This is a genomic window from Vibrio iocasae (genome assembly GCF_042245395.1).
In the GTDB taxonomy this organism is placed as follows: Bacteria; Pseudomonadota; Gammaproteobacteria; order Enterobacterales; family Vibrionaceae; genus Vibrio; species Vibrio iocasae.
Window position 1 is genome coordinate 2778408 of the sequence record NZ_CP145311.1, and the last position, 16862, is coordinate 2795269.

The window sequence follows — 16862 nt, forward strand, 5'->3', positions numbered from 1 at the left end:
CCTAAAAAATATTCCAGAGATACCGAACAATAACTAATAATCAAAGTCATAATTGTATATCTCTCGATTATATCACCCGGAGTTAACAGCCTCTTATGTATAAAAAAGCTCGTGCAGCGCTCGCATTATCTGTTGCTTTATCTATTGGCGCACCTTCTGTTTCGTTTGCCAACAACCTGGAGCTTCCAGACATAGGTACTGCAGCAGCGGGCACGCTGACAATCGATCAGGAGCGCATTTATGGTGATGCGTATATGAGGATGATCCGCGCAAGACAACCCGTGATCAATGACCCGGTTATTAATCAATACATAAGTAACCTGGGCCACAGGTTGGTTGTAAACGCATCCGATGTAAAGACTCCTTTCAACTTCTTTATGATCCGCGATAGAAATATCAATGCTTATGCCTTCTTTGGCGGATATGTCGCACTGCATTCAGGTCTTTTTCTTCATGCCAGTACTGAGAGTGAGCTGGCGTCTGTTATGGCGCACGAAATTGCCCACGTTACTCAACGCCATCTGGCTCGTTCTATGGAAGAACAAGCACGCCGCTCACCTGCAACAATGGCAGCGCTTGCTGGTTCATTATTGTTAGCTATTGCTGCACCAGAAGCTGGAATTGCAGCGATAACAGCAACCACTGCTGGACAAATGCAAAGTACTATCAACTACACCCGAAGCAATGAAAGAGAAGCCGACCGCTTTGGTATAAGTACGATGGCAAAAGCAGGATTTGATGTGAGCGCAATGCCAAGGTTCTTTGGACGCCTGGCTGATGAATATCGTTATGCCAGTACGCCTCCACCAATGTTGCTGACTCACCCACTACCAGAAGATCGTATTACCGATTCCAGAGCACGATCTCAAAGGTATACGCCTATTAGACTTGGGCCTTCTATCGATTACCATCTTGCAAAGGCAAGAGTGGTCGCAAGACATGCTGGCATAAAACCGGAGTCGGCTCAGGACTGGTTTGATAGAAAACTTAAGAAAACCACACCGGATTTGGAACGTACCTATAAGTACGGAAAAGCACTTGTGTACATGGACACCAAGCAGCTAGAGGAAGCAGAAGCAATCCTCACAGAACTGATCAAACAAGATGCTACCAATGAGTTTTATCTGGATGCGATAAGCGATCTTTATATTTATAAAAAACAGCCTGAAACTGCGATATCAATGCTTGAAAAGGCACTCAAGAAAAAGCCTAATAACCCAGTACTCACATTGAACTATGCCAACGTGCTTCTTCAGGGTGAAAAAGCAGCAGAAGCCATAACTATTTTGCAGAAATATACTCATGAACGACCATCGGATATGAATGGTTGGCAGGTGTTAGCTGAAGCAAATGCTTCTCTTGGAAATACTGATGAAGAGTTAGCCGCTCGTGGTGAAATTTTTGCGCTAAGAGCTAACTGGCAAAAAGCATTACAGAATTATACTCAGGCAAGTCAACTTGCAGAATTAGGAAGCTTAAAACAGGCACGTTATGACGCTCGAATCGATCAACTTCTGGTCGAGCGAGATCGTTTCATGTCATTACAATAGGAGAAAAACATGTCAGTCGTGATTTATCACAACCCAAGATGCTCAAAAAGCCGCCAAACTCTCGCATTGTTAGAAGAGAAAGGCATTACACCTGAAATCATCAAGTATCTGGACGATGCTCCGTCGGTAGATGATTTAAAAACGCTATTCAGCCAGCTAGGCCTTTCTGAAGTAAGAGGTATGATGCGCACTAAAGAAGCTTTGTATAAAGAACTCAACCTTGGCAATGCGGATCTTAGTGACGATCAACTTTTTGAAGCAATGAGTCAAAACCCTAAACTGATAGAAAGACCCATTGTTGTCGCAAATAATACTGCAAGACACGGTCGTCCACCTGAACAAGTATTAGAAATTCTTTAAATTAGGCAGGACTATTAATGGTTGAAGTAGAAAAGGAATCTTCTCGCACCCAACAATTTCGCTATTTCGCATTAGTCAGTTATCTGGGCTTACTATGTTGGGTTCTGCTGTGGCAGGCTTATGTATCCCCTCATCCACATATCAACCCGTTAACTGCAGCGATAGGCTGGTGCATTCCGTTGTTACTCCCTCTTAGAGGAATACTAGCAGGAAAACCCTACACACACGCATGGGCAAACTTTGTCTTAATGCTCTACTTTCTCCATGCATTGACCATCATTTATGTTGATCAAGGAGAGAGGTGGTTAGCTGCCGTCGAGTTAGTACTTACTTTTGCTGCTTTTATTGGGAATATATTTTATGCCAAGTTCAAAGGCCGGGAGTTGGGATTAAAGCTACCTAAACTTTCGGAAGTAGAAAAGCAGGAAAAAAAGAAATTTGGTCAAAAATAAGAAAAGAGCCATTCGGCTCTTTTCTTTTATCTGCTTAACCAATCCATTCAAACTGAAGCGGTTCAACGGTTTCTTCTGCGGGGGCGGTTATTGCCTCATCACCAGGCTCTGAATCTTCCACTGAAGGGATGCTTTCAGACTCTTCAATAATAACGGGGGCTGTATCCTCACCTTCTACCTGAACTATAGCATCTTCTGTTACCGATTCTGACTCAGTTGCTTCAGGCTCAAGAGTAACCACATCAGAGTCATTCACATCCAGTGCCGGCGCTTCCTCTAGAGGCTCCTGTTCAGCTTTAACCACTGATAACGTCTGCAGTACTTCATGTTCAAACTCAGCCTCAGAGGAAAGCAGGTGAACGTTGAAGCTGATTTTATCACCCACAATAGTATGCACATCTACTGTAGCAACACTCTGTAACTGTTTTAGTTTCCGCTCTAGGTTGAAGAATGTGTCAGCCTCACGAATACCTGAAAATTCAACCGGAATCGACCCTGATGATTCACCAACATTTTTAATTGAGCTCTTCTGAGCAAAGTAATTCGCTACGTCATCAATAACCCTTTCCAGAGCTTCCGCTGATGGACCGCTTTCGTTTCCGCTTAAAGGCTGCAAAGAAATCGTAGTTAGCTTGTCTGGCTTAGAATCATAAAGTGTCCATCGGATATGATCCCGATTACCAAGATTCTGTACTCGCATCACCAATACTGCATCGACAGGATAACGTGCACTCGCGGTACTAAGTGGTTCCAGAAACCCACCCCAAATATCCGTTGGAGATATCGCTGTCACATCCTCAAAATCGCCAACAGGAACCAGAATAGGTAATCCTCGTAGCGCGGAGAAATAGCGAAGTTGGTTTACTAAAGGGCTACCAGAATGTTCCCAAAGGATGTCTCGACCGTAACGACCCTCTTCCACGACCCACACAGCGACATTGGCACGTTCATCTGACCAGTAAGGCAGTTGAGCCTGATTTAGCAGTGATTGCACCTGAGGTGGGTTGAAAACCATTTTAAGTGTTTGGTTTCCGGCAAGGTCGCCATAACCTATCTGGGATAAATAACTCGACGCATTTCTACTAATCGCCTTTTTAATCACTTCATGATTAATTGAGTTTTTATCTCCGGATGCTCTAATCACAACTTGCTGTAAACCTTCAGAGCGAGCTTTTCTCTCTGGGTCATCATTTTCTGTATCCAGTAGTACTTCGGCACTAAAAACATCGACTTTCGTCAATGCATGAGCAGGAAACACCAAAACAGCCAGCATCAATAAAGTGAAAAAGCGCATATTGCCTCTAAGCGAATAATAAAGTTGATACGATGATAAGCAACTCTCGATTAGTGAGCAAGGCAATACCCATAGTATTGGTCAGATTTTGATTTGAGCTTGATCGGATAAATCATTTAACTTAGTTATATTTTTTTTACTTCCATCACAATTTTTTTGATCTAGACACTAAAGCAAACGTTTGCGAGGTGATAGAATCCCGCGAATTTTGTTTTACTGCTAACGGGATGATGATAATGACCAACATAATTCAAGGTGCTCAGATGCTGTTTGTCGCATTTGGTGCTCTGGTTCTGGTTCCACTACTGACGGGGCTCGATCCTAACGTCGCTCTATTTGGCGCTGGTGTGGGAACCCTTTTATTTCAATTTATTACCCGCCGTTCTGTTCCTATCTTCCTCGCTTCTTCTTTCGCATTTATTGCTCCAATCATGTATGGCGTACAAACCTGGGGAATTGGCGGTACAATGGGTGGCCTTATGGCAGCGGGTGCTGTTTACGTGGCTCTTGGTGCTGTCATCAAAGCAAAAGGTGTTGCGATTATTCATAAGTTGCTTCCACCTGTTGTCGTAGGCCCAGTAATCATCGTAATCGGTCTTGGCCTGGCACCTGTTGCTGTAAATATGGCTTTAGGTAAAACTGGCGATGGTGCGGTACAGCTTATTGATGGCGACCTGGCACTATGGATTTCATGTGCATCTCTATTAACAACGATTGCTATCAGCGTATTTGCGAAAGGCTTCCTGAAGCTACTTCCTATCGTTGGCGGTATCGCTGTTGGTTATACCATGAGCCTTTTCATGGGCATTGTTGACTTTACTCCGGTCGCTCAGGCTTCATGGCTGGCAATGCCAAACTTCACCATGCCTGAGTTCAATATCAACGCTATTCTGTTCATGATTCCTGTAGCGATTGCTCCAGCCGTAGAACACGTTGGCGATATGCTGGCTATCTCTCAGGTTACCGGTAAAGACTATCTGAAAAAACCTGGACTGCACCGCACTATTACTGGTGACGGGGTAGCAACAATGGCCGCTTCTTTGGTAGGTGCTCCACCAAACACAACTTATAGTGAAGTAACAGGTGCAGTAATGCTAACTAAGGCATTTAACCCTGTCATCATGACCTGGGCTGCAGTAACCGCTATTGTTCTGGCTCTTGTGGCTAAACTAGGTGCGATTCTACAAACTATCCCTGTTCCTGTGATGGGCGGCATCATGATTCTTCTGTTCGGCTCTATTGCGACAGTGGGTCTTAACACGCTAATCAAGAACAATGTTGACCTACACAAAGCACGCAACCTTGCAATTGTAGCAGTAACACTTGTGTTTGGTATTGGCGGTATGGCTTTCGGTATTGGCGAATTCAGCCTTCAGGGTGTGAGCCTTTGCGGTATCGTTGCTATCGTTCTTAACCTTATCCTTCCTCACGACCTTGGCGAATCTCACGTAGTAGATAACGCACAAATGGAAGAAGATAACGCATAAAACATGCTTAAATAAAAAGAGGGCTTGTTCAAATGAACAAGCCCTCTTTTTTTACTCTGTAATGCCTACCCAACAACATTAATGTTTAAAATAAACAACCGTCTATACGCTACATAAAGTTAGGTATGCATTCCAACGCAGAGCATTGGAACGAGGAAATTTATCGATCGATAAATACGCAATAATTGAAATTTACTAAGTCAGTTTGCGTTAGTTCAAGGATAAGGCGCGGAGTTTACGATAGTAAATGAGCACCTTAGACGCAGAAATCACACAAACTGAAGACGTAAATTTCAATTATTTATTTGGTGCCAAAAATCTTATCACCCGCATCCCCTAGACCAGGTACGATGTAACCCTTGTCGTTCAGCCTCTCATCAATTGCTGCTGTGTATAGCTCTACATCTGGGTGTGCTTTTTCTAGCGCTTCAATACCTTCTGGAGCAGATACAAGTACAAGTACTTTAATGTGCTGACAGCCTTTCTCTTTCAATAGGTCGATTGTTGCGATCATTGAGCCACCTGTTGCCAACATTGGGTCAACAACCAGAGCAATACGCTCATCGATGTTTGATGCTAGCTTATTGAAGTATGGTACTGGCTCTAGTGTTTCTTCATCACGGTATACACCAACAACACTGATACGCGCACTTGGGATGTGCTCAAGTACACCATCCATCATACCCAGGCCTGCACGTAGAATTGGCACTACGGTTACTTTTTTACCTTTAATTTGATCCACTTCAACAGGACCATTCCAGCCAGTGATAGTTACTTTTTCTGTTTCGAAATCTGATGTCGCTTCGTAAGTCAAAAGGCTACCCACTTCTGTCGCTAACTCACGAAAACGCTTAGTACTAATGTCTCCTTCACGCATTAGACCAACTTTGTGTTTAACTAGCGGGTGCATCACTTCAACAACTTTCATTTTTCTCTCCGGCGAATTGAATTTAAACCGCGTAATTATAACCCCAAGCAATATAAAGATGCGAGTTTCGCAAACGATTAATTCGTTTGCCCGCCTGTAAATTAACCAAAACAATTTTCTTACGCAAACGTTTTCCTTTTTATTCTATCTCGGTTAGAATTGCGCCGATTTTCAAATCCAAACTTTTATGACGAGGACTTCCCGTGAGTGGTAATAACACTTCTCTTAGCTATAAAGACGCTGGCGTAGACATTGATGCAGGTAACGCTCTGGTAGACAGAATTAAAGGTGTTGTGAAGCGCACTCGCCGTCCTGAAGTAATGGGCGGCATTGGCGGCTTTGGTGCACTTTGTGAACTTCCTACTAAGTACAAAGAGCCATTACTGGTTTCTGGTACTGACGGTGTAGGTACAAAGCTTCGCCTTGCTTTGGATATGAAAAAGCACGACACAATCGGTATCGATCTGGTTGCAATGTGTGTGAACGATTTGATTGTTCAAGGTGCTGAACCACTGTTCTTCCTTGACTACTATGCAACAGGCAAACTGGATGTAGACACTGCAGCAGATGTTGTCTCTGGTATCGGTGAAGGTTGTGTACAGGCTGGATGTGCGCTTATCGGTGGTGAAACTGCTGAAATGCCGGGCATGTACGAAGGTGAAGACTACGATGTTGCTGGCTTCTGCGTAGGTGTTGTTGAGAAATCTGAAGTGATTGACGGCACCAAAGTAACTGCTGGTGATGCACTTATTGCGGTTGGTTCTAGCGGCCCGCACTCAAATGGCTACTCACTGGTTCGCAAAATCATTGAAGTATCTGGCGCAGACCTGACTGAAGAGCTTAACGGCAGAACTATCGGCGAACAGCTTCTTGAGCCTACTAAGATTTACATTAAGTCTGCACTAAAAATGATTGCAGAACATGATATTCACGCGATTTCTCACATCACTGGTGGCGGTTTCTGGGAAAACATCCCACGTGTACTACCTGAAGGCACTAAAGCTGTCGTTGATGGCAAGAGTTGGGAATGGCCAGCGATCTTCAATTGGTTACAAGAAAAAGGTAATGTAGAGACATTTGAGATGTACCGTACCTTTAACTGTGGTGTAGGTCTGGTTATCGCTCTACCTAAAGATCAAGCTGAAGCAGCGGTTGAATTACTGAAAGCTGAAGGTGAAAATGCCTGGGTTATTGGTGAAATCGCAGAAGCTAAAGATGGCGAAGAGCAGGTAGAGATTCTTTAATCTAAAGAGACCCTGTAATCTATGAAGAATATCGTTGTTCTTATCTCCGGAAATGGAAGCAATCTGCAAGCTATTATGGATGCCTGCGGAAGTTTAATTAAAAACGGAAAAGTATCAGCCGTGTTTTCCAACAAAGCTGATGCATACGGACTAGAAAGAGCAAGATTAGCAGGTATCGATGCTGTTTCTCTGGATCCGAAAAGCTACGAATCCAGAGAAGCATTCGATCTGGCCTTGCAGAGTGAAATCGACTCATACAAGCCGGATCTTGTCGTGCTTGCTGGGTACATGCGGATACTGAGCGGTGATTTTGTCAATCATTACCTTGGCCGCATGCTGAACATTCACCCTTCCCTATTACCAAAATACTCTGGCCTCAACACGCACCAAAGGGCGATTGACGCAGGTGATGAAGTACATGGTACTTCGGTACACTTTGTTACCGAGGAGTTGGATGGTGGACCTGTTGTCCTCCAGGCAGAAGTGCCTATTTATGAAGATGATGATGCGGAATCGCTAACAAACCGAGTTCAATCTCAGGAATATCGAATCTACCCACTAACCATCAATTGGTTTTTGCAGAAACGCCTTGAGATGAAAAATGGTAAAGCATATCTGGATAGTCTGGAGTTAGGGGAACAAGGTTACGCCTCTGAATGAGGCGCTGCTAATGACTCTGTAACTGAGCCTGATTGATATAGTCAATCAGGCTTTTTATTTTTCCGGGGCTAAGTTCCTTCGGTAGCTCTATTCGTGGTATGTCCGCAAAGACCATATTGTAGAGATATCGATATATGTTCTGCCACATGTGAACTCTCGAGATGCTAAGCCGCTCTGCATATCCCTGAGGCAACCAAAAGCCATATTGTTCCCAAAACGCCGATACCATGCCTGGATGAGAGTTAGAAAATTGCGCTACTGGATTTGGAGCATCCGAATCTGTTTCTGTCAGATACCCTATTCCAACATCCCACTTTCCAGACTCACTTTCAAACTCTAGCCGCTGCCACCTTTCACTCCACCAGCTAATAACTTTCTCTGACTTCTTGCTTTGATGCTGAACCCTATCTGCATTGGAGCGTTTTGTAGTATGTAAATAGTATAAGTCTGTTTTCCCTGCTTTTACTTCTTCAGAAAACGCAGTAATCGTTGCCCCCCTTAACAAACTCTCATGTTCCAGGAACATATGACTAGGCGGACGATATAAAAGACTAGTATGTAGATTTTGCATATGGGAATGGGCGGCATAAACCGGCCTGAGTAACAGAGCATCGCGCAATTTAGAATGCAGAGATGAACAGTAAGCAAGTTGATCAAATTGGCTACGATTTAATATCTTGTCATAGGTAAATTTTGCTTTTTGCAGGACATCACTTGTTTGCTCATAACCAACTTCTCTCTGTGGCATTTGATACAGGCTCTGTTTCTCCACTTCCGTTGCCAGTTTTGAGGTATCAAACAGTGCATTGTCACTGATTAATATGACGTAGCCCGTTGTCGTATCTGCTGTAATCAGAGTCCATGCATGAGCAGACTGATGCTTACGGTCTAAGTGACGATAACCTGAACGACAACTCTGCACGTAGCTTCTGGTCTCTATTGAAGTAAATTGTTGTCCGGCTTCCCAGTACCAACTCACGCAGTCCAATATCTGGCTCAACTGACTGACGAGCTGACCAAAGCGTTTATTCTCCAGGTTACAGTACTCTTGGAGTTGTTGAGGCATCACACCTTCCACCAGAGCATCCATAAGTGGTTGAAGGTTTTGCGATAATCGATTCGCATTAGGTAAGGTTGCGCTTAGTTTGCAAGTTTTGCATTTAATTCGCTGGCTGCCACCTGAGGTCTTTCCGTTTAACATCCAATACGGGCTCTGGCAATGACAGGCAGGCATTTTTAAGGCTGAAGACTTTTCCAAGTAAATCTGCTCTGAAAGAGCAAGAATAGGTGTGTTAAATAACACGGGAGGATAGGCACCGCATAAAGGGCAGTGCCATGAATCATAGCCTAGCCTGTCCGAGCGTGAATACAAGCTGAGCTCAGGCTTGCCACAGTTTGGGCAGCCATAAGATTTACAGCAGTTGTACTCAGCACGAAAAGGCATAGGCTACATATTCTTTTAGTTGCTCCGGCTTACATCGACCTGACGGCCAAGTGCCGGAATGGATACTTGATTCTGAGCTTTAAACTGATTGATTAATGTCTGGGTGATAGAGTCTCGCTGATACAGTTGCTTACCACTTTCAAATACATGGTAGCCATCACCACCACTTGCTGCGTATGAATAAGTAGCTACGCGATATTTCTCATCATCAGTCAGTGTTTTGCCATTAACTTTCACACTGATAAGACGCTCACCTTCTGGTTCACGGCTATCATATTTCGATTCAATCCCCGAGAACTGTGCCAGTCCATAAGGAAGTGTGTAACTGTATTCCAGTAACTCTTTCACTTGCTTACCCGTAAGCTCTACCACGGTAAGTTTATCTGTGAACGGGAACAGGTCCATCACATTCTCTTTAGTAACGGGACCAGGGTTCAGGTCAACACGAATACTACCAGAACTGATCATACCGATATCTGCATCCCCGGCATCTCTCATCATATCTGCGACAAGGTTCCCGATATCTGACTCTCTGTAGTAACGACGTTTAGAAGCCTTATCTAACGTTGCAATCTTAGTCGTTAGGTCAGGATGACTAGAACGCGCATCCTCGATCAACTGACTTGTCTTCTTGTCTCGGGCTAACTTGTCAGACTCAACAGGAATAAGTTTACCATCCAATAACTTAACATTATGTTTTTCAGTATCGACTGCAAACTTGGTGTAACCCAAATACTTCCCCTGACCGAAGGTCAAACCGATAACCGTCCCGGTATCAGGGTGAACGACCGGTTTCCAGAGGCCATGATCTGAGTGACCGCCAAAAATCACGTCTGCACCCTTTAGCTTACCAGCCATGGCATAGTCTTCATCAAAGCCACGCTGAACTTCTGGGTCTGCTTCTTTATCTGTTTGCATCGGCGCTGTTTTATTCTGGTGCGTCAATACAACGATCATATCCACTTCATCGCGGATTTTATCAATCCAGAACTGAGTGACTTCAATAGGATCGTCAATAGTCAGCCCATTACGATTCCCCTTCCACATTGTGTTATAGAAAGCATCGATACCCATAACGCCGATCACACCAACACGAACACCATCTCGCTCTATGATGGTATAAGGCTGAGCAAAGGGAGCATTGTTTTGCTCGAATTTAATGTTTGCGTTCAAAACTGGATATGCTGCACGAGGCATATTCTGTTTCAGCGCTTCCCAGCCATACTCAAACTCGTGGTTACCAAGAGTGATTGCGTCATACCCCATTGCGCTATAAAGGTCGAAAGAAAGCTTACCCTGAGTCTTTTTAGCCAGTGAACCTGTAAAAATATCGCCCGCATCTAAAAGAAAACTTATCTCTTCTTTCGCTCGCGTCTCTTTGATTAGCGTCGCCATATATGGAATGCCGCCTATATGTGTGATCTCCGAATTCCAAAAAGCTTCGACAGGTTCATACACACTTTCGATATCATTAGTATGAAGAAGAGTGACGTTTTTAATTTCGGCAAAAGCCGGAACAGTGCTCAGTGATGACAACAAGCCAAGTGATAGCAATGCGTATTTTGGGGAGTGTAGCTTCATGAATAACTCCAAATTGAGGTTGGGAAATATGGAGTGGACTATAAAAAAGCAAACGTTTATATCGCGTGATCTTTATCACAAAAATAGCTGTATTTTTGTTACCTCGCGCATGGAGTGTTTAAATGTGGGGATAGATAAAGAGCTGGGCATGCCAGCTCTAAATAAGATTATAACGGTTCGGTCGGGGCCTGATTTCCCGGCTTAGGTGGTGCATGAGGGACATCTACAAGTTGTTCAGAGTTACTGCCTATCAGCTCACCACACTTAAACAGATTAAACTCACCCGGTTTCATTCGAGCCCAGGTTTCATTTCCGGTAAGAGGTTGAGTCGCGACCACAGTAACAACATCATTGGGTGTTGTCTCTTCCTGGAAATTTACCGTCATATCTTCGTCTAACAAAGTCGCTTTACCAAATGGGGCTCGACGGGTAATCCAGTACAAGTGGTTGGTACAGTATGTCATGACATGTACACCGTCACTCAGCAACATGTTAAAGACACCGAGATCTTTCAGTTGATCACAGCACTCTGCGACGAATCGGAACATTTCCGACATATCTTCTGGTGGCTGCGGATATCTCCCTTCAAGCTGATTAAGTAGCCAGCAAAAAGAGACTTCACTATCCGTATCTCCAACCGGACGGAAACGTCCTGTCGATAATTTGTCGTATCCAGTTAACTGGCCGTTATGAGCAAAAGTCCAGTATCTTCCCCACAGCTCTCTGGTAAAAGGGTGGGTATTTTCCAGACTTACACCACCACGATTAGCCTGTCTGATGTGACTGACAACCGCACAACTCTTGATTGGGTAATCAGTGACTAGTTCAGCAATCTTTGAACTGTAACTTGGATTCGGATCTTTGAAGGTTCTAAAACCTTTTCCTTCATAGAAAGTAATGCCCCAACCATCTCGATGAGGGCCGGTATTGCCTCCACGTTGCATCAGCCCCGAAAAACTAAAACAGATATCGGTTGGCACATTTGCGCTCATTCCGAGCAACTCACACATCTTTTCTTCTGCTCCTGAAACTCGCTGATATTAAGCAGCCATCTCTTTTTCAATTAGCTGGATAACAATATGAATAATCTTAATATGCACTTCCTGAATACGGTCAGCGTAGCCGAAGTGAGGTACACGGATTTCGATGTCTGCACATCCAGCCATTTGACCACCATCTTTACCCGTCAGAGCGATAGTTTTCATGCCTTTCTCTTTTGCAGCATCGATAGCTTTCAAAATATTCCCAGAGTTACCAGAAGTAGAAATCCCCCAAAGAACATCGCCTTTTGCGCCAACCGCTTCTACGTAACGTGAGAATACATAATCGTAGCCAAAGTCATTACTTACGCAAGATAGGTGGCTTGGATCAGAAATAGCGATACCCGGATAGCCAGGGCGGTTTTCTCGATAACGGCCAGTTAATTCTTCCGCGAAATGCATAGCGTCACAATGAGAGCCACCATTACCACAAGAAAGCACTTTGCCACCCTGCTTAAAAGAATCAGCAATCATTTTTGCTGCGTCTTCAATTTGCTGAATATTATGATCGTCACTTAAAAATTTATTTAGCACATCAGCAGCTTCGTTAAGCTCTGCTTTGATTAAGTCCTGGTACATGAGTTATCTCTTCTATTTATAGTTAAAGCATATTCAAAAGAGTTTACCTACAAATCTCAATGAGTGTCGATAAGATTCTTAAGATTTCGGAGGAACATTTAATTGCATTTCTGGTGTTATCGCTTTGCGATAGCGCAACTTGCTCACCACAAACCAAATTATGAGCCCAAGAAGAATAACCACAAGGTTTCCGATAAGAATCATTAGCAAACTATCCGTCCGAATTTCTTCTCTATCTCTTTGAATACGTTCAATTTCAAGCTGCTTTCTTTTTTCTTCCTGAAGCTTTAGGAACTCTTCAGTTGTCTTCTCAAGATCAACCTTCGCCATTACGCTGAAACCCGATTCAGGTACATCAATGATCAGTTCCCGCTGGAATGCCCCTTCAGTGGCGTAAACAGTCCCCTTCCAGGTGTGCTTGCCGGGGGTCTGGTCGTTAGGCAATGCAAACTCGGTCATCAAGCTATCGCTTTTTACTGAGCTTTGAGTGAGGATCTGTCGACCATCGGGTGTCATCTGTTCAATATGAACAGCAAGAGAACCCGGAACTATCATGCCCTGTTCACCGGACACAATAATATTGTGTCCCTGATCTTCCTCTCTAGACTGTAAGAAGTTCACGCCAACCGGAGAGGGGTAAACGAGCACTGATTCTTCTTTTACCCGAAGGAATACGCCATTGCTTGTTGAGATTCGCGCTCTGTACTTTCCTGGCACAACCGAGATAGGCAGTTCTATAGTGAACTCCGCATCTCCTGCTACCTCATCAAGCCCCTGACCATCATCAAAAAACTGGCCAAGAGTGAATGTACCCGGTCTCTCTTCTTGAGGAAGCAACTCTTCATCTTCAACATAAGATCTGAATTCAACGTTCAGCACGACTTTGTCTAGAAACTCAGGAAGCAATAGAGGCTTGCCTTCGTGAAGGATACGAACCGTGAACTTAAGCTTTTCGTTTTGATAAAGACGCTTTGGAAATGTATCTACGTCTAAAGTGACATCCGACAATAGCGTAATGTTGTTCTGAGGTGTAACTTTACCGACGGCCTGCCATGGGCCTGGCATGGGGTCAGTCACCGAAATGATATCGACGCCCGAATCCGAGTACCATGAAACATTCTCGGGGAACTGCCAAACATAATACTTAACACCATCAGGTCTGACTAAGATGACCGAGTGAGACATCACTTCTCTATGAATCATAAAAGTGACGTGTTCGATACTCGGGTCTACCCGAAAGCGATTATCGAGAAGAGAAAATGTTGATTCTTCTGTCTCAGCAATAGAAAAAGTACTTATTAACAAACCAAGTACTAAAAACAGATTCCTCAACATATTTTCCCCTTTAGCTTACTGTCTCCAGAGACAGTTTCCGCCTTTTTCTACAATATCCAAACGCTTAGAGTGCGCATCTAATTCATCGGCAGAGGCGCGTAAAACCTTTAGCGCTTTTCTTCCACCAACCGCGCGTTTTATCGCTTCGGAACCAACATCACCATCGCCCTGAGACTGTGCATTAAACTGCAGCGATGTCTGACCACCCGTCATCAACAGATAAACATCTGCCAGAATCTCGGCATCGAGCAAAGCCCCGTGGAGAGTTCGATGCGAGTTGTCTATACCGTATCGTTCACACAAAACGTCAAGGTTGTTTCGCTTACCAGGGAAGATTTTCTTCGCCATGGCAAGGGTATCGGTAACCTTACAATAGTTGTCTGTCTTCCCAATGGAAGCGTCCAGCATTGAGAACTCATGATCCATGAAACCGGTATCGAAGGGCGCGTTATGGGCAACCAGTTCGGCTCCGTCGATAAACTCCAGAAACTCTTTGTGAATATCGGCATAAACCGGCTTGTCAGTCAGAAATTCATCGGTAATACCGTGAACTTCAATTGCATCCGGCTGTATTTCTCTGTCCGGCTTAATGTAACAGTGGAAGTGTTTACCCGTTAATTTACGATTAACTATCTCTACCGCACCAATTTCGATAATTCGGTGTCCCATATAATGTGGGCCACCTTCTCGGTTCATACCGGTTGTTTCGGTATCGAGAACGACTATACGATCGTGCTTTAAATTGTTGCTGGTATTCATATTGGTATGTGTGTAAGACTATATTGATTGTGTTTTACTAAATGATATCAAATCATGACGAAACTGGTTGAAGTTTTCACTGATGGTTCCTGTTTAGGTAACCCAGGCCCTGGTGGTTATGGCATTGTACTCCGCTATAAGCAAACTGAAAAACAAATTGCGAAGGGATTCCATCTCACGACTAATAACCGAATGGAGATGATGGCAGCTGTCGTCGCGCTTCGCACTCTAAAAGAGCCTTGCCATGTTGTCCTGACAACGGACAGTCAATATGTGCGTCAGGGAATTACTCAATGGATCCATAACTGGAAAAAACGTGGCTGGAAAACAGCCGATAAAAAACCAGTCAAAAATGCAGACCTGTGGAAAGAATTGGATGCAGAGTCCACACGACATCAAGTTGACTGGAAGTGGGTAAAAGGGCATGCAGGCCACAGAGAAAACGAAATCTGTGATGAAATAGCCCGCGCAGCCGCTGAAGCACCTACAGAAGAAGATACTGGATACGAAGCCCAGTCATAATATTACGTTTTAGGGGGCTTATGACATACGAAGCCCCTTTTCCCTACCTGAGAGCCTACACACTGCTCTCCCAGCCGATAGTTCAATCCCACCGTCGAAAGCTTTCGTTTCAGTTTCCAGTGAGGCTTGATGGGTCTTAACGGATAAGTTCTCTTTCTTGCAACAATAAAGTATAAGCTGCCAAAACAGGTAGACCACTCTCCAAGGCTGTTCTCTAACCATGTCCAGAACGGATGCTTCATTGGAAATACCGCATACTTATCACAATGAATCACTTCATAGTTCAGAAGCCCTAGCCAATCCCTTATCCGGTTAGAACTAAACATTCGCCCACTCCAGGGAAGGTTATTTTTTCGCCAGGGCATTAAACTGGCTACACCAGTAAAGCTAAATGGATTAAAACCAGTGATGACCAGATAACCATCGTCTACCATGACACGATCAACTTCTCTGAGTAGTCGGTGAGGATCATTGCAGTAATCAAGTTGATGCGCCATCAAAACAACATCAATACTTTTTTCAAGAAATGGTAAGTCGTAGGCATCCGCAACCAAATTTCGCAGAGGATTCACAACATCCAGACTAACCTGGTGTTGAATGTTGCACGTACAACTGGCAATCTCACAACTTAAACCACCGAGTTTCAGCATGTGATAACCAAACAGCTTCGGACACCACTCATCCAGCCTTGTCTGTATCGACTCCGATACCCAGGCTCCATTTTTGAGCTGCTGCCATGAGTGAGGCTGTTTAATTTTCCGTGTCGTACGAGCTGGTTTCATCGATACCTCAACAATTTGCTGGAGAGCGAAATATGTTAACCATCAAAAGCATACCTGCATTCAATGACAATTACATCTGGCTAATTCAAAATAACGAAAATGGATGTGCCGTTGTCGATCCAGGTGATGCAACACCGGTTCTGAGCTTTCTTGAAGAACAGGGTTTAACGCTGGAAGCGATTCTTGTTACTCACCATCATAATGATCACACTGGTGGTGTTGCAGCACTCCACCGAGCATTCCCACAAGTAAAGATAGTTGGTCCTGAAAATGATGCTGTTGCCAGCCTTACCAATGGTATGTCAGAAGGTGATCAGTTTTCTTTGTTCGGTGTAACATTTTCTGTGCTCGATCTGCCTGGCCATACTAGAGGGCACATCGGTTACCTGGGTGACAACAAACTGTTCTGTGGGGATGTACTGTTTTCTGCCGGTTGCGGCCGAATTTTTGAAGGAACATCAGAACAGATGTTTGATTCAATTAGCAAGATTGCAGCACTGCCAGATGAAACTGAAGTTTACTGTGCCCATGAATACACTGCATCAAATGTGGTATTTGCTTTGGCTGCTGAGCCGGATAATAAACAACTTCTCAATTACAGAGATGAAGTACAGCAACTTCGTACCCAACAGAAATCAACTATCCCGACGACACTACACAGAGAAAAGGAGATCAATCCGTTCCTAAGGGTTACCGAGCCAACTATCATTCAATCTGTCAGTAATCGAACGAATGAAAGCACGCCTAGTGCGATCTTCGCAGCATTACGAGAATGGAAAAATGAATTTTAGACCTGTCTGCTTGTCTGAAAGTACCGCTACAAGTATTATCACCAGCTATTTTTT

17 protein-coding genes are annotated in these 16862 nt (G+C 44.1%); 8 read left to right on the plus strand and 9 right to left on the minus strand.

Going from position 1 to position 16862, the window contains the following annotated elements:
• Nucleotides 1–95 precede the first annotated feature (95 nt).
• The 3 genes from SNR28_RS22535 to SNR28_RS22545 are packed head-to-tail and all read left to right on the plus strand — an operon-like array spanning nucleotide 96 to nucleotide 2362.
• Nucleotides 96–1550 carry a M48 family metalloprotease gene (locus SNR28_RS22535; protein WP_375751047.1) on the plus strand — a complete coding sequence of 485 codons (1455 nt, stop codon included), beginning with the start codon at nucleotides 96–98 and terminating at the stop codon, nucleotides 1548–1550.
• A gap of 9 nt (nucleotides 1551–1559) precedes the next feature.
• Nucleotides 1560–1910 carry an arsenate reductase (glutaredoxin) gene (arsC, locus tag SNR28_RS22540; RefSeq protein WP_375751048.1) on the plus strand — a complete coding sequence of 117 codons (351 nt, stop codon included), beginning with the start codon at nucleotides 1560–1562 and terminating at the stop codon, nucleotides 1908–1910.
• A gap of 17 nt (nucleotides 1911–1927) precedes the next feature.
• On the plus strand, nucleotides 1928–2362 hold the full coding sequence (locus SNR28_RS22545) for a DUF2069 domain-containing protein (RefSeq protein WP_375751049.1): 435 nt from the start codon (nucleotides 1928–1930) through the stop codon (nucleotides 2360–2362).
• Nucleotides 2363–2396: 34 nt separating this feature from the next.
• Here SNR28_RS22545 and SNR28_RS22550 read toward each other — a convergent pair whose 3' ends face one another.
• On the minus strand, nucleotides 2397–3656 hold the full coding sequence (locus SNR28_RS22550; RefSeq protein ID WP_375751050.1) for a DUF2066 domain-containing protein: 1260 nt from the start codon (nucleotides 3654–3656) through the stop codon (nucleotides 2397–2399).
• A gap of 236 nt (nucleotides 3657–3892) precedes the next feature.
• Here SNR28_RS22550 and SNR28_RS22555 point away from each other — a divergent pair, with 236 nt between their 5' ends.
• Nucleotides 3893–5143 (plus strand): uracil-xanthine permease family protein, encoded by a 1251-nt coding sequence (locus SNR28_RS22555; RefSeq protein WP_375751051.1) that lies wholly within the window; start codon nucleotides 3893–3895, stop codon nucleotides 5141–5143.
• 301 nt (nucleotides 5144–5444) lie between these two features.
• On the opposite strand, the gene upp is transcribed toward SNR28_RS22555, so the two are convergent.
• Nucleotides 5445–6071, minus strand: coding sequence for a uracil phosphoribosyltransferase (upp, locus tag SNR28_RS22560; RefSeq protein WP_375751052.1), 627 nt, complete (start codon nucleotides 6069–6071; stop codon nucleotides 5445–5447).
• A 203-nt stretch (nucleotides 6072–6274) separates the two neighbouring features.
• On the opposite strand from upp, the gene purM reads away from it, so the two are divergent.
• Together purM and purN are read left to right on the plus strand one after the other, a co-directional pair.
• A complete protein-coding gene (gene purM / locus SNR28_RS22565) occupies nucleotides 6275–7315 on the plus strand; it encodes a phosphoribosylformylglycinamidine cyclo-ligase (protein ID WP_375751053.1) in 1041 nt (346 codons plus the stop codon).
• Nucleotides 7316–7336: 21 nt separating this feature from the next.
• Nucleotides 7337–7975, plus strand: coding sequence for a phosphoribosylglycinamide formyltransferase (purN, locus tag SNR28_RS22570; protein ID WP_375751054.1), 639 nt, complete (start codon nucleotides 7337–7339; stop codon nucleotides 7973–7975).
• A gap of 7 nt (nucleotides 7976–7982) precedes the next feature.
• On the opposite strand, the gene SNR28_RS22575 is transcribed toward purN, so the two are convergent.
• The 6 genes from SNR28_RS22575 to dnaQ all read right to left on the minus strand — a co-directional run bounded on the left by SNR28_RS22575 (nucleotide 7983) and on the right by dnaQ (nucleotide 14713).
• Nucleotides 7983–9419: a hypothetical protein gene (locus SNR28_RS22575; RefSeq protein ID WP_375751056.1), complete on the minus strand. Its 1437-nt coding sequence runs from the start codon at nucleotides 9417–9419 to the stop codon at nucleotides 7983–7985.
• Nucleotides 9420–9434: 15 nt separating this feature from the next.
• Nucleotides 9435–11000: a bifunctional metallophosphatase/5'-nucleotidase gene (locus SNR28_RS22580; RefSeq protein ID WP_375751058.1), complete on the minus strand. Its 1566-nt coding sequence runs from the start codon at nucleotides 10998–11000 to the stop codon at nucleotides 9435–9437.
• A 167-nt stretch (nucleotides 11001–11167) separates the two neighbouring features.
• Nucleotides 11168–12010, minus strand: coding sequence for a class II glutamine amidotransferase (locus SNR28_RS22585; protein WP_375751060.1), 843 nt, complete (start codon nucleotides 12008–12010; stop codon nucleotides 11168–11170).
• Nucleotides 12011–12040: 30 nt separating this feature from the next.
• A complete protein-coding gene (gene lpcA, locus SNR28_RS22590; protein ID WP_375751062.1) occupies nucleotides 12041–12619 on the minus strand; it encodes a D-sedoheptulose 7-phosphate isomerase in 579 nt (192 codons plus the stop codon).
• Nucleotides 12620–12697: 78 nt separating this feature from the next.
• The gene (locus SNR28_RS22595) at nucleotides 12698–13954 is read right to left on the minus strand and encodes a TIGR03503 family protein (RefSeq protein ID WP_375751064.1); all 1257 of its coding nucleotides are present in this window, start codon (nucleotides 13952–13954) and stop codon (nucleotides 12698–12700) included.
• Nucleotides 13955–13969: 15 nt separating this feature from the next.
• A complete protein-coding gene (gene dnaQ, locus SNR28_RS22600) occupies nucleotides 13970–14713 on the minus strand; it encodes a DNA polymerase III subunit epsilon (protein ID WP_375751066.1) in 744 nt (247 codons plus the stop codon).
• Between the two features lie 54 nt (nucleotides 14714–14767).
• Between dnaQ and rnhA the strand changes: the two genes are divergently transcribed.
• Entirely contained in the window at nucleotides 14768–15235 is a 468-nt protein-coding gene (rnhA, locus tag SNR28_RS22605; protein ID WP_375751067.1) for a ribonuclease HI, read from the plus strand.
• A 2-nt stretch (nucleotides 15236–15237) separates the two neighbouring features.
• Here the strand turns inward: rnhA and SNR28_RS22610 are convergent, their stop codons facing one another.
• Nucleotides 15238–16017 (minus strand): class I SAM-dependent methyltransferase, encoded by a 780-nt coding sequence (locus tag SNR28_RS22610; protein WP_375751068.1) that lies wholly within the window; start codon nucleotides 16015–16017, stop codon nucleotides 15238–15240.
• 32 nt (nucleotides 16018–16049) lie between these two features.
• On the opposite strand from SNR28_RS22610, the gene gloB reads away from it, so the two are divergent.
• A complete protein-coding gene (gene gloB, locus SNR28_RS22615) occupies nucleotides 16050–16808 on the plus strand; it encodes a hydroxyacylglutathione hydrolase (protein ID WP_375751070.1) in 759 nt (252 codons plus the stop codon).
• Nucleotides 16809–16862: the final 54 nt, after the last annotated feature.